The organism is Leucobacter luti (genome assembly GCF_004217175.1).
Taxonomy (GTDB): Bacteria; Actinomycetota; Actinomycetes; order Actinomycetales; family Microbacteriaceae; genus Leucobacter; species Leucobacter luti.
Genome location: NZ_SHKI01000004.1, coordinates 222,678 through 236,576, shown reverse-complemented (window position 1 = coordinate 236,576; position 13,899 = coordinate 222,678). Strand labels below are relative to the sequence as shown.

The following is a 13,899-nucleotide window of genomic DNA, read 5'->3' as shown; positions in this document are numbered from 1 at the left end:
GCTGGCGCGAAAGCGCAGATGAGCCTCGACGCGTGTTTCGCTAGCTACGCAACTCTCGCAAGACCAGGTCAACCGGCCCGACGGGGCCCACGGAGGTAGTTTCCTTGGCTGCTGCGCGCAACGCATCGTCATCCACCCAACCGAAGAACGGTCGCGATCATCAGCGACTCTCGTTCGCTAAGATTTCCGACACACTGTCGGTGCCAAACCTACTGGCACTGCAGCTTGAGAGCTTTGATTGGCTCGTCGGCAACGATGTCTGGAAGGAGCGCGTCGTCGAGGCTCAGGCCGAAGGACGCGACGACATCGCCCTGAAGAGCGGGCTGGAGGAGATCTTCGACGAGATCTCCCCGATCGAGGACAACGCTGGCACCATGCAGCTGTCCTTCGAGAACCCGATCCTCGATGAGCAGAAGTTCACCATCGAAGAGTGCAAGGAGCGCGGTAAGACGTACGCGGCTCCGCTGTACGTCGAGGCGGCCTTCTACAACACCGAGACTCAGGTGCTGAAGAGCCAGACGGTCTACATGGGCGATTTCCCCATCATGACCGACAAGGGCACGTTCATCATCAACGGCACCGAGCGCGTCATCGTCTCGCAGCTCGTTCGTAGCCCCGGCGTGTACTTCGACCGCACGCAGGAGAAGACCTCCGACAAGGACGTCTTCACCGCGCGCGTGATCCCGAGCCGCGGTGCGTGGCTCGAGTTCGAGGTCGACAAGCGCGATCAGGTCGGCGTTCGCATCGACCGCAAGCGCAAGCAGTCGGTCACCGTGTTCCTCAAGGCGCTCGGCATGACGAGCGAGGAGATCCTCGAGGAGTTCGCCGGCTACGAGTCGATCGCGCTGACGCTCGAGAAGGACGGCATCCTCACGCAGGAGGAGGCCCTCAAGGACATCTACCGCAAGCAGCGTCCGGGCGAGCAGGTAGCGATCGAGGCCGCGCGTGCGCTCCTCGACAACAGCTACTTCAACCCGAAGCGCTACGACCTCGCGAAGGTCGGTCGCTACAAGATCAACCGCAAGCTCGGGATCGATGCCCCGATCACGGAGTCGGTGCTCTCGCTCGAGGACATCGTTTCGACGATCAAGTACCTCGTGGGCCTGCACGCCGGCACCGAGACGCTTCCGGGCGTCCGCGACGGCGAGGTTATCGACGTCCGCCTGGACACCGACGACATCGACCACTTCGGCAACCGTCGTATCCGCGCCGTTGGCGAGCTGATCCAGAACCAGGTCCGCACGGGCCTGTCCCGCATGGAGCGCGTCGTCCGCGAGCGCATGACCACGCAGGACATCGAAGCGATCACGCCGAACACCCTGATCAACACGCGTCCCGTGCTGGCCGCGATCAAGGAGTTCTTCGGCACCTCGCAGCTGTCGCAGTTCATGGATCAGAACAACCCGCTCGCGGGCCTGACCAACAAGCGTCGCCTCTCGGCGCTCGGCCCCGGCGGCCTGTCGCGTGACCGCGCCGGCGTTGAGGTCCGAGACGTTCACCCGTCGCACTACGGCCGCATGTGCCCCATTGAGACCCCGGAAGGCCCGAACATTGGCCTGATCGGCGCACTCGCGACGTTCGCGCGCATCAACGCGTTCGGCTTCATCGAGACGCCGTACCGCCGCGTCATCGACGGCAAGGTCACGGACCAGGTTAACTACCTGACCGCGCACGAGGAGGACGAGTACCTCATCGCGCAGGCCGGCGCCCCGCTGACGAAGGACGGCAAGTTCTCCGAGAAGCAGGTGCTCGCGCGCCCCCGTGGCTCCGAGGTGGTCCTCGTTGACGCTGCGCGCGTTGACTACATGGACGTCTCGCCGCGCCAGATGGTGTCGGTCGCCACCTCGCTGATCCCGTTCCTTGAGCACGACGATGCAAACCGCGCGCTCATGGGCGCCAACATGCAGCGCCAGGCCGTGCCGCTCGTCCGCTCCGAGTCGCCCGTTGTGGGCACCGGTATGGAGGGGTACGCAGCGATCGACGCCGGTGACGTGGTCACCGCGGCGAAGGCCGGTGTGATCACCGACGTGTCGGCAGACGTCGTCACCATCCAGGAGGATGAGGGCGGCTCGAAGAGCTACTTCATGCGCAAGTTCGACCGCTCCAACCAGGGCACGAACTACAACCACCGCGTCATCGTGAAGTCGGGGGAGCGCATCGAGGCCGGCGAGGTTATCGCCGACGGCCCCGCGACGGAGAATGGCGAGCTCGCGCTCGGCAAGAACCTCCTCGTGGCGTTCATGTCCTGGGAGGGTCACAACTTCGAGGACGCGATCATCCTGAGCCAGAACCTGGTGAAGGACGACACGCTCTCGTCGATCCACATCGAGGAGTACGACGTCGACGCCCGCGACACCAAGCTCGGCAAGGAGGAGATCACCCGTGACCTCCCCAACGCCAGCATGGAGGCGCTGAAGGATCTCGACGAGCGCGGCATCATCCGCATCGGCGCAGAGGTCACCCCCGGTGACATCCTCGTCGGAAAGGTCACGCCGAAGGGCGAGACCGAGCTCTCGGCCGAGGAGCGCCTGCTCCGCGCGATCTTCAACGAGAAGAGCCGCGAGGTGCGCGACACGTCGCTGAAGGTGCCGCACGGCGTCTCCGGCACGGTCACGTCCGTCAAGGTCTTCGACGCGGAGAACGACAACGACGACGAGCTCGGCTCGGGCGTCAACCAGCGCGTGGTTGTCTACATCGCTCAGAAGCGTAAGATCACCGAGGGCGACAAGCTTGCAGGCCGTCACGGCAACAAGGGCGTCATCTCGAAGATCCTTCCCGTCGAGGACATGCCGTTCCTCGCAGACGGCACCCCGGTCGACGTGATCCTGAACCCGCTGGGTATCCCGGGTCGAATGAACTTCGGCCAGGTGCTCGAGATTCACCTCGGCTGGATCGCCAAGCAGGGCTGGAAGGTCGACGGATCGCCCGAGTGGGCCGCGAAGCTCTCGCAGCAGGCCCTCGAGGCCGCCCCGAACACCAAGGTCGCGACCCCGGTGTTCGACGGCGCGTCGGAGGCGGAGATCGCAGGTCTCCTCGACTCGACGCTCGAGACCCGCGACGGTGAGCGTCTGATCGGTTCGAGCGGCAAGACCCGTCTGTTCGACGGTCGCTCCGGTGAGCCGTACCCGTACCCGATCTCGGTCGGCTACATGTACATCCTGAAGCTGCACCACCTGGTCGACGACAAGATCCACGCGCGCTCGACGGGTCCGTACTCGATGATCACGCAGCAGCCGCTCGGTGGTAAGGCCCAGTTCGGTGGCCAGCGCTTCGGTGAGATGGAAGTGTGGGCGCTTGAGGCCTACGGCGCCGCATACGCGCTGCAGGAGCTCCTCACGGTGAAGTCCGACGATATCCTCGGCCGCGTCAAGGTGTACGAGGCGATTGTCCGCGGCGAGAACATTCCGGAGCCGGGCGTGCCCGAGTCTTTCCGCGTTCTCCTCAAGGAAATGCAGTCGCTCTGCCTGAACGTTGAGGTGCTCGGCGCTGACGGCCAGGCCGTCAGCCTGCGCGACAACGACGATGAGGCCCACCGCACCGCGGAAGAGCTGGGTATTAACCTCTCCAGCCGCTTCGAGACCTCGTCCATCGACGAGATCTAAGCCGCACCAGACGTTTAGTTACCAAGGAGAACATTTTGCTCGAGGGTACGAGTTTCAATGAGCTGCAGATCCGTCTGGCGACCGCTGACGACATCCGCAGCTGGTCATTCGGCGAGGTCAAGAAGCCGGAGACCATCAACTACCGCACGCTGAAGCCGGAGAAGGACGGTCTGTTCGGCGAGCAGATCTTCGGACCGAGCCGCGACTGGGAGTGCGCGTGCGGCAAGTACAAGCGCGTCCGCTACAAGGGCATCGTCTGTGAGCGGTGTGGTGTCGAGGTCACGAAGTCCTCGGTGCGCCGTGAGCGCATGGGCCACATCGAGCTGGCGGCACCCGTCACGCACATCTGGTACTTCAAGGGTGTGCCGTCGCGTCTGGGCTACCTGCTCGACATGGCGCCGAAGGACCTCGAAAAGGTCATCTACTTCGCTGCGTACATGATCATCGACATCGATGAGGACGGCCGTCACGAGGACATGGGCGAGCTTGAGGCCGAGCTGCGGCTCGAGCTCAAGTCGCTCGAGGATCAGCGCGACATCCAGATCGCGCAGCGCCAGCAGCAGGCCGAGTCTGACCTCGCCGCGCTCGAGGCCGAAGGGGCGAAGGCAGATCAGCGCCGCCGCGCCGAGGCTTCAGCCGAGAAGGAAATGACCGCGATCCGCAAGGGCTTCGACGACGACATCGCTCGTCTGCAGCGCGTGTGGGAGGACTTCCGCAACCTCAAGGTGGGCGACCTCAAGCCCGAGGACGCGGTGTTCGCCGACCTCATGGACCGCTACGGCGATTACTTCGAGGCCTACATGGGCGCCGAGGCAATCAAGAAGCGCCTGGAGGCGTTCGACCTTGCCGCCGAGAGCGAGACGCTGCACCTGCAGATCTCCGAGGGCAAGGGCCAGAAGAAGATCCGCGCGATCAAGCGCCTGAAGGTCGTCAGCTCCTTCCTGCAGACGGGCGCGAGCCCGGCCGCAATGGTACTCGACGTCGTTCCGGTGATCCCGCCGGAGCTGCGCCCCATGGTGCAGCTCGACGGTGGCCGCTTCGCGACCTCGGATCTCAACGATCTGTACCGCCGCGTGATCAACCGCAACAACCGCCTCCGTCGTCTGCTTGATCTCGGGGCTCCCGAGATCATCGTGAACAACGAGAAGCGCATGCTGCAGGAGGCCGTCGACGCACTGTTCGACAACGGCCGCCGCGGCCGCCCCGTCACGGGCACCGGCAACCGCGCCCTGAAGTCCCTGAGCGACATGCTCAAGGGCAAGCAGGGTCGCTTCCGTCAGAACCTGCTCGGCAAGCGCGTCGACTACTCGGGCCGTTCGGTCATCGTGGTCGGCCCGCAGCTCAAGCTGCACCAGTGCGGCCTGCCGAAGCAGATGGCGCTCGAGCTGTTCAAGCCGTTCGTCATCAAGCGCCTGATGGATCTGTCGCACGCGCAGAACGTGAAGGCCGCAAAGCGCATGGTCGAGCGCGCACGCTCCGAGGTCTGGGACGTGCTCGAGGAGATCATCCGCGAGCGTCCGGTGCTGCTCAACCGCGCACCGACCCTGCACCGCCTCGGCATCCAGGCGTTCGAGCCGCAGCTCGTGGAGGGCAAGGCGATCCAGCTGCACCCCCTCGTGTGTGCCGCGTTCAACGCCGACTTCGATGGCGACCAGATGGCAGTCCACCTGCCGCTGTCGGTTGAGGCTCAGGCCGAGGCGCGCGTGCTCATGCTCGCCTCGAACAACATCCTCAAGCCGTCGGATGGCCGACCGGTGACCCTGCCCTCGCAGGATATGATCATCGGCCTGCACCACCTCACCACGATCAAGCCCGACTCCGTCGGCACCGGTCGCGCGTTTGGCTCGGTTGCAGAGGCGATCCTCGCAATGGACGAGGGCACGCTCGATCTTGGCGCCAAGGCGAAGATCCGACTCATCGGCTACACCGACGAGTCGGGTGTCACCTACGACAAGCCCGTGCTTGTTGAGACCTCTCTCGGACGCGCGATCTTCAACGAGGCCCTGCCCGCTGATTACGTGTACTTCGAGGAGGTCGCAGACAAGACCAGCCTGTCCGCGCTCGTCAACGATCTCGCGGAGCGGTACCCGAAGGTGGAGGTCGCTGCAACGCTCGACCGCATCAAGGACGCCGGCTTCCACTGGGCCTCGCGCTCGGGTGTGACCGTTGCCCTCTCGGACATCGTGACCCCGTCGAACAAGGCGGAGATCATCGCGGAGCACGAGAAGCGCGCCGCGAAGGTTCAGCGTGACTACGACCGCGGCATGATCCAGGACAGCGAGCGGCACAAGGCGCTGACCGAGATCTGGACGGAGGCGACCGACGAGGTTGCCGCCGCCATGCGCGAGGCGTTCCCCGCAGACAACACCATCTTCCGGATGGTGTCGTCGGGTGCTCGTGGTAACTGGCTGCAGATCCGCAACATTGCGGGTATGCGTGGCCTGGTGTCGAACCCGAAGGGCGAGATCATCCCCCGCCCGATCATCAACTCGTACCGCGAGGGCCTGTCGGTGGCGGAGTACTTCATCGCGACCCACGGTGCGCGTAAGGGTCTGGCCGATACCGCACTGCGTACCGCTGACTCCGGGTACCTCACCCGTCGTCTGGTCGATGTCTCGCAGGATGTCATCATCCGCGAGGAAGACTGCGGCACCAAGCGTGGCCTCGACCTCCCGATCGCTGCCCCGGACGCCAACGGCGTGCTGGTTGGCGACGAGAACGTCGAGAACTCGGTCTACGCTCGCACGCTCGCGACCGAGGCAGTTGCTGCCGACGGCACCGTCGTCGCGACTGCTGGCGAGGACGTGGGCGACGTGCTCATCGACAAGCTGGTCAGCGCTGGCGTCACTGAGATCAAGGTGCGCTCCGTGCTCACCTGTGAGTCGGCAGTCGGCGTGTGCGCCACCTGCTACGGCCGCTCGCTCGCGACCGGTCAGCGCGTCGACATCGGTGAGGCCGTTGGCATCATCGCGGCGCAGTCGATTGGTGAGCCCGGCACGCAGCTGACGATGCGTACCTTCCACACCGGTGGTTCGGCCTCGGCCGACGACATCACGCAGGGTCTGCCCCGCGTGCAGGAGCTCTTCGAGGCGCGTACCCCCAAGGGTGCGTCCCCGATCGCCGAGGCCGCAGGCCGCGTCACGATCGAGGACACCGAGAAGAGCCGCCGCATCCTCCTCACGCCGGACGACGGCACAGAGGAGAAGGCGTACCCGGTGCTGAAGCGTGCAACGCTCATCGTCCAGGACGGCGATCACGTCGAGCTCGGCCAGCCGTTCCTTGCCGGTACCCTCGATCCGAAGGACATCCTGCAGGTCGGGTCTACCGAGAACGGGAAGCACATCCCGGGTGAGCGCGCCGTGCAGAAGTACCTCGTCGAGGGCGTCCAGGGCGTGTACCGCTCGCAGGGCGTGCCGATCCACGATAAGCACATCGAGGTCATCGTGCGCCAGATGCTGCGTAAGGTCACCGTCGTCGACCACGGCGAGACCGAGCTGCTCCCGGGCGAGCTCGTCGACCGGGCGCGCTACCAGCGCATCAACCGTGAGGCGATCCTCGAGACCAAGCGTGCGGCAACCGCCCGCCCCGAGGTCATGGGTATCACCAAGGCGTCGCTCGCGACCGAGTCGTGGCTGTCGGCGGCCTCCTTCCAGGAGACCACCCGCGTGCTCACGCAGGCCGCGATGGAGGGATCGCGCGATCCGCTCATCGGCCTCAAGGAGAACGTCATCATCGGTAAGCTCATCCCGGCTGGTACGGGCCTGAGCACCTACCGCGATGTCAACGTCGAGGCGACCGAGGAGGCGAAGGCGGAGCGGTACCCGAACCGCCTGTTCGCAACCGAGGGCACCTTCGACGAGAACGACCTCTCGTTCGTTGACTTCGACAGCTTCACGGCTGACGAGTTCAACCCGGGCAACTACAGCTAGGGATCCGTCCCCAGCTCCGCTCGGAGCCTGACGCGGGCGCTCGCACTTCGGTGCGGGCGCCCGCGTTGCGTTTGTCGGGGGCGTTGTTGGCAGTGGGCGGGGTGCACGGTGTGCGCTGTTCGGGGTGTGCGGGGTGTGCGGGGTGTGCGTTGTTGGGCGGTGCGCGCTGTTGGGTGGTGGTTTGACGCTGTGCCTTGCCCCCTCCGCGAGTGTGCGGCTTCGTTGCGAGTGTGCGGCTTGCCGTCTGTGGTGAAGCCGCACGCTCGTGCGCGGATCCTCCACTCGTGCGCGGATCCTCCACTCGCAGCAGAGCCGCACACTCGCGCGGAGGAGTGCGCGATGCCCGGGCGCCGGTAGCCGCGCGAGGGTAGCGGGAGCGTGTGCAGCCCCTCGGCCGGCGCGCGCTCGCGCCCCACTTCTCTCCGCGAGTGTGCGGCTTCGTTGTGAGTGTGCGGCTTGCCGTCTGTGGTGAAGCCGCACGCTCGTGCGCGGATCCTCCGCTCGTGCGCTGAGCGCGCGGCGCCCGGACACCGGTAGCTCGCGAGGATAGCGGGAGCGCGTGCAGTCGCTCGGTCCGGGGCCCGGTGTTCCGCCCGGTCTGCGAGCGTGCGGCTTCGTTGCGAGTGTGCGGCTTGCCGTCTGTGGTGAAGTCGCACGCTCGTGCGCGGATCCTCCACTCGTGCGCGGATCCTCCACTCGTGCGCGGATCTTCCACTCGCGCGCTGATCCTCCACTCGTGCCTGGAGTCGCATACCCGCACACTCGCAGCGGAGCCGCACACTCGCGTGCAGGGGCCGCGCCGCCCGCGCACCGCACCAACCGGCCACCGCACCGACCGGCCACCGCGCCGATCGGCGGCCGCACGACCCGCGCCGCGGGTTGCGTTTCGGCATCGAATTTGCTCGCTCCCGGGCGCGTACTCGGGGGAATGGCACAGCGAGCTTGTACTGTGGCGGCACAGAGGTTGTTTTGGGGAACCCGAGCCCGAACATCGACGAGAGGTGCAGCGATGAGCGAAGACCGCGAGACGCCCCCATCGCGGGCTGCGGAGACGACCGAGCCCGGGGAGACCCCCGGTGCGCCGGTCGAGGAGACGCTTGCCAGCGAGACCGAGGTGCTGCGCGCCGTGAAGCGCTCGCGCGACGCGTCAGACGCCGCCGATGCGAGCGCAGCTGCCGGGGCACCGTCGGAAGCGGCAGACGCCACCGATGGCTCCGCCACCGCGGGCGCTGCCGGTGCCACCGCAGGCGCGGCCGGAGCCGACACCAGCAGCGCGCACGACGCGGACGCCGCGGCCGCAGAGCGGGCGCACCGTCAGGCGGTGTCCGAGCTCGACACCCAGCTCGATATGAGCCCCGCGCCGGATGCGCGCACCGGGCCGGACGCCGCACCCGCGCCCGCCTACGACGAGCTTCCGAGCGCCGCGCCCGGCGTTGCCCCCACCGCGACGCTGCCGCCGGTGCGCGACGGCGAGATCCGTATCAGCACGGACCATCCGATGGCCGCGCTCTACACGCAGACGCCGATGCCGCCGGACATCCGCGGCAATCGCGGCGCCGGTGTGCTGATCTCCCTGCTCGCGACTGTGGTGTTCGCGGCACTCTACCTCGGCGCGATCGCGCTGTGGATCGCACCGAGTTTCCCGCCGTCACAGTACGTGGACGCCGGCATCATGCCCTGGCTCACGTCGTGGCTGTTCATCATCCCGTCCGTCGTGTTCTTCGTTGGGCTGGTGCTACTCGTCCTCGTGGTGGGCCGCGCCGGCTGGTGGGCCTACGTGCTCGGCGGGTTCCTGGTGGCTGTGCTGGTCTGGTTCGCCAGCATGGTGACGCTGAGCCTCGCGGGGACTCCGTACGCGACTCCGCAGGAGATGCTCCCCGGCTTCAGCTTCGGCATGGAGTCCGTGCCCGGAATGGTCAACCGCTTTGGGCTGACGGTGCCGGCGATCGCCGCGGCGGTCGTCGCGCGCGAGGTCACGGTGTGGTTCGGTGCCTGGATTGGGGCGCGCGGGCGGCGGATGAAGGCCCGCAACGCCGAGGCGCTCGCCGAGTACGAATCCGCGCTGTCCGAGGCGCAGGCGACGCAGCCATGAACTCGGGCCCCCGTCGCGGGGTCACCCGCGGTTACGTGGGGGCCCTGATCACGGCTGCGGTGATCGTTGCTACCGCGCTGCTGGTCGCGGCGTGGGGTGGGCTCGCGCTGCTGCTGGATACGGATCCGGTTGAGACGGCCTCGGTGCCGCGGTGGGCGGCGCCGGTGATTCTGCTCGCGGGGCTCGGCGTGCTCGCCTGGTCGCTGTGGCGGCAGGCGATCACGCTCCTCCGGGGGCGGCGAGCGCCGTCGTGGGGATCGATGTGTACCGTGGCGATCGGCGTGTACCTGTTGTGGGGCCTCGCGGGGATTCTCGCGGGGATGTCAATCGATGAAACGTGGTTCAGTCCGTTTGCCGTCTCGCTGCCGGTGATCTGGGCGGTGGTGTCGGTGCTGTTTTGGGCGGTGCTCGCCCGCCGGGTCTACACCGACCGCCCCCCGCCCCGCTGGCCGTGGGAGCGGGCTGAGGAGGACGAGTGATCGTGGTGGGCGCGATCGAAGAACGCGTGGGTGTCGCCGTGGACGCCTGGCTGCGCTGGGTGCCGAGCTGGAGCCCGGGCACGCACCGCGGACGGGCGCGGCTGTGCCAGCGCTGCACGGGGTCGCCGATGCTGGCCGCGAGCGGCCTGACGGGGGACGTGCCGCACCAGGTGATGCACGCGCTCGTGTCGCGGATGCACCGCATTATCGATCGCCAAGTGGACGACTTCACGGAGGCGGAGTTGCCGGTGCTGCACGCCGAGCTGTCCGACGCCGAAATGTGGCGGGCCGGCGGGTACGATCCGCGGGCAAACCTGGATCCGGAGTACGAGGGGCTCGATCCGGACCCGGAACCGGGGGACACCGAGCAGCCGTTCCTATTCACGCTCACGGGGCTCGCGGAGGAGACGAAGCCCGCGCCCCCGCTCCCGCGCCCGCCGCTGAGTGCCGCCGAGAAGCAGCAGCTTCGCGCAGACATCGCCCGAGTCGACGAGTACGCGGCGGAGTGCGGCCGAGAGGTCTGCTTCGCACTGATGACGCATCGCGACCGCATCTCCGCGGCGGTGCACCGGTTCGTTGAGCCGCAGATCCAGGCGATGCTCACCGAGCTCAGCGAGGGGCTTGAACCGCCGAAGTGACCGTCGCTGAAATCGCGGCGGGCTTGCGAGGCACCAGCGCGACGGCGATCGCCGCGATGATCGCCACCGAGGCGAAGGTGATGAAGTTCCACTCGACGCCGATCCCGAGCGCCGCAATCCAGCCACCGAGCACCGGCCCGATGATCGCTCCGATGCGCGCGAAGCTGAGCGCCCAGCCGGTCGCGGTGGCGCGCACGGCCGGCGGGTAGTAATCGGTGATGTACGCGGTGAGGACGAGCGACGCGGAGATCGAACCCACCCCGGAGATCCCCACGAGCACCAGGTTGAACACCATGGCGTTGGGGAACATCATGAGGAGCGAGGCGAGTCCGCCGAGGGTGTAGAACACGATGAGCACCGACTTTGCGCCGAAACGGTCGGCGAGCCAGCCCAGGACGAGGCCCCCCGCGGCCGAGGAGAGGCTGAACACCAGGAGGAACGCGAGCGCCGGGCCGAGGTCGTAGCCGGACTCGCGCATGATCGACGGCAGCCAGGAGTTGAGGCCGTACACGAGGAGCATGCCGGCGAAGAGCGAGATCCAGAGGAACACGGTGGAGCGCAGCGCCGCGCGGGAGAACAGCTGGCGGATGATCTGGCGCCACGGCGTCTGCGGTGTTGCGTCGTCGCTGCTCGGTTCGCGCGGCACGTACGGCGCGATACCGAGGCGAGCAGCGAGCGCGCGGGCCGCGTCGGTGCGCCCGGTGTTTTCGAGCGACTCGAGCGACTCAGGCAGGTACCGGGCGACGAGTGGGAGCATCAGGAACGGAACGGCGCCGACGGCGATCACCCAGCGCCATCCGACGAGCGGGAGCAGGATCATTGCGACCAGGGCGGAGACGACGATCCCGAGCGAGTAGCCCGAGTACATGATGCCGTAGTTGAGTGCGCGCCGGCGCGGCGGCGAGTATTCGATCGTGAGCGCCGCCGCGACCGGGATGATCCCGCCCATCCCGAGGCCGCCCAGGAACCTGAAGAACCCGAAGAACTCCGGGGTCGGGGAGAGCGCCGCCCCGAGCTGCATTGACGTGAATGTCGCCAGCGAGATCAGGAGCATGCGCTTGCGCCCGAGCCGGTCGCTCAGCGTGCCAACAAACAGTGCCCCAACGAGCATGCCCACGAGCGCCCAGGCGGCGAGCCCACCGAGGGCTACTGGATCGAGGTTCCAGGCGCGATCGTCTGCGATCGCGGGGAGCACTGCCCCGATCACCCCGACGTCGTAACCCTCCGCGAGGATCGCCGCCCAGCACCAGACCACCACGGTGCGGGTGACTCGGGCCGGGACGTGCCAATCGGTGCTGGTAGTGGATGACATCTGTGACTCCCTCGTGACAGTTGTGCGATTCGGGTGGGTGCGGCCCCGCGCTCGTGCGGGTGGCGGTGCCGCGCGCTGGCTCAGGGCGCGAGTGCTTGCTGCCTGAGCACGAAGTGCTGCAGCTTGCCGCTCGGATTCTTGGGAAGCGAGTCAACGATCTCGACGTGCCGCGGGCACTTGTACAGGGCGAGGCGCTGCTTGGTGTGCGCGATGATTGACCGGATGAGCGCTTCTGGATCGCCGCTCGGGTCCCGCGGCACCACGAAGGCGCCGACGATGTCTCCCTTCGCGGCGTCGGGGATTCCGATGACCGCGCACTCGAGGACGTCCGGGTGAAGGTTGATGATCTCCTCGACCTCGGGCGCCCCCACGTTGTACCCGGCGGTGACGATCATTGAGTCAGACCTGGCCACAAACGTGAAGTACCCGTCCTCGTCCATCACGTAGGTGTCCCCGGTCACGTTCCAGCCGTTGAGCACGTAGTTGCTCTGACGCGGGTCGTTGAGGTAGCGGCACCCGGTCGGCCCGATCACCCCGAGTCTGCCGACGACGCCGGGCCCCACGGGGTGGCCCTCGTCGTCCAGCACCGCGGCGCGGAACCCGGGGATTGGTTTCCCGGTGGCGCCCGGGCGGATCTCGTCGCCCGCCGCCGAGATGAAAATGTGCAGCATCTCGGTGGCGCCGATACCGTTGACGAGCCGGATCCCGCTCGCCGCCTCGACAGCCTCGAACGTCTCACGGGGGAGGTGCTCGCCGGCCGAGATGCCCACGCGCAGCTTGGCGAGCGTCTCGGCGCGGCCCTCCTTCACGAGGGTGCGATACCCCGTGGGGGCCGTATAGAGCACGGTGACCCCGAGCTCGTCGATGAACCGCGCGAGTTCGAGCGGGCCGGCGCGTTCGGCGAGCACTGCCGCACCGCCGGTGCGAAGCGGGAACACAACGAGGCCCCCCAGCCCGAACGTGAACGCGAGCGGCGCCGAGCTCGCGCTGATATCGGTGGGCCCGAGCTCGATCACGTGCGTTGCGAACGTGTCGGCGTTCGCCAGAATGTCGCGGTGAAAGTGCATGGTGATCTTTGGGGCGCCCGTGGTGCCGGAGGTGGCGCCGAGCAGGGCGACGTCGTCTGCCGCGGTCGCGACGGCGGTGAACCCAGTGGGCTGCGCGTCGCACGCGGCGCGGAGTTCGTCGTCGGCACCGCCCGCCACGATGACTGTTCCCCCTCGGCACGGTGCCGGGTGACGACCGGGGCGACGTCGGCGAGCGCGTCGTGGTCGATCACCATGAGGGTGGGTCGTACGCGTTCGGCCACGTTGCCAAACTCGTGGGCTTTCCACGCGGTCATGGTGGTGACCACCACCGCCCCGGCCTTCAGGATCCCGAGCCAGCAGGCCACGGTCCACGGACTGTTCAGCATCCGGAGCACCACGCGGTTCCCGGGCACGATCCCGTGCGCATCAGTGAGCACGCGGGCGAACTGATCCGCGCGGCGTTGGAGCTCGCCGTAGCTCCAGGGTTCCCCGTCAGGGACGAGGAGCGCGGGGCGGTCCGGCCCGAAGCGCTCGACGGCCGCGTCGATGAGTGCCTCGGCGGCGTTGAGGCGATCCGGGTAGTTGAGTTCGGGCAGCGTGAACTCAAACGTGGGCCAGGTGTCGAACGGCGGGAGCGCATCGCGAGCGAAGGTGTCGACGTGCGCGCTGGGAGAGAGCTTCATTGCTGGATCCCTTCGAGTGAGGTGGGTGCCTCAGTGCCTCTAGTGTGCGTAATTCGTGACGAACGTTAAATAGCTGTGATGAAGATTGAGGGGAGTTTCTTGCCCTTGGGGCGCGAAGGGTTGTCCGTGTGTGTGC

The 13,899-nt window shown here is 67.3% G+C and carries 7 protein-coding genes and 1 pseudogene; 5 read left to right on the top strand and 3 right to left on the bottom strand.

Annotated elements, in window-relative coordinates; genetic code table 11:
* Positions 1 to 104 precede the first annotated feature (104 nt).
* The 5 genes from rpoB (at position 105) to EV139_RS07460 (ending at position 10,740) form a co-directional block, all read left to right on the top strand.
* Entirely contained in the window at positions 105 to 3,602 is a 3,498-nt protein-coding gene (rpoB, locus tag EV139_RS07480) for a DNA-directed RNA polymerase subunit beta (protein WP_130453705.1), read from the top strand.
* Between the two features lie 35 nt (positions 3,603 to 3,637).
* Entirely contained in the window at positions 3,638 to 7,531 is a 3,894-nt protein-coding gene (gene rpoC, locus EV139_RS07475) for a DNA-directed RNA polymerase subunit beta' (protein ID WP_130453704.1), read from the top strand.
* Positions 7,532 to 8,540: 1,009 nt separating this feature from the next.
* On the top strand, positions 8,541 to 9,623 hold the full coding sequence (locus EV139_RS07470) for a hypothetical protein (protein WP_130453703.1): 1,083 nt from the start codon (positions 8,541 to 8,543) through the stop codon (positions 9,621 to 9,623).
* The gene (locus EV139_RS07465; protein WP_130453702.1) at positions 9,620 to 10,102 is read left to right on the top strand and encodes a hypothetical protein; all 483 of its coding nucleotides are present in this window, start codon (positions 9,620 to 9,622) and stop codon (positions 10,100 to 10,102) included. Before EV139_RS07470 ends, EV139_RS07465 begins: the two co-directional genes overlap by 4 nt.
* A complete protein-coding gene (locus EV139_RS07460; RefSeq protein WP_420029112.1) occupies positions 10,099 to 10,740 on the top strand; it encodes a spermidine/putrescine ABC transporter substrate-binding protein in 642 nt (213 codons plus the stop codon). The genes EV139_RS07465 and EV139_RS07460 overlap by 4 nt, the downstream gene beginning before the upstream one ends.
* On the opposite strand, the gene EV139_RS07455 is transcribed toward EV139_RS07460, so the two are convergent.
* The 3 genes and pseudogenes from EV139_RS07455 to EV139_RS16255 all read right to left on the bottom strand — a co-directional run.
* Positions 10,712 to 12,052 (bottom strand): MFS transporter, encoded by a 1,341-nt coding sequence (locus EV139_RS07455; RefSeq protein WP_130453701.1) that lies wholly within the window; start codon positions 12,050 to 12,052, stop codon positions 10,712 to 10,714. The genes EV139_RS07460 and EV139_RS07455 overlap by 29 nt on opposite strands.
* Before the next feature lie 80 nt (positions 12,053 to 12,132).
* On the bottom strand, positions 12,133 to 12,447 hold the full coding sequence (locus EV139_RS16260) for an AMP-binding enzyme (protein ID WP_237464875.1): 315 nt from the start codon (positions 12,445 to 12,447) through the stop codon (positions 12,133 to 12,135).
* 183 nt (positions 12,448 to 12,630) lie between these two features.
* A pseudogene (locus tag EV139_RS16255) lies at positions 12,631 to 13,763 on the bottom strand (AMP-binding protein); the annotation flags it as partial.
* Positions 13,764 to 13,899 lie beyond the last annotated feature (136 nt).

What these genes read in the sequence shown, in the direction of transcription:
- EV139_RS07455 (WP_130453701.1), bottom strand. Translation starts at nt 12,052, where the DNA reads ATGTCATCCACTACCAGCACCGATTGGCACGTCCCGGCCCGAGTCACC.
- EV139_RS16260 (WP_237464875.1), bottom strand. Translation starts at nt 12,447, where the DNA reads ATGATCGTCACCGCCGGGTACAACGTGGGGGCGCCCGAGGTCGAGGAG.
- EV139_RS07470 (WP_130453703.1), top strand. Translation starts at nt 8,541, where the DNA reads ATGAGCGAAGACCGCGAGACGCCCCCATCGCGGGCTGCGGAGACGACC.
- EV139_RS07465 (WP_130453702.1), top strand. Translation starts at nt 9,620, where the DNA reads ATGAACTCGGGCCCCCGTCGCGGGGTCACCCGCGGTTACGTGGGGGCC.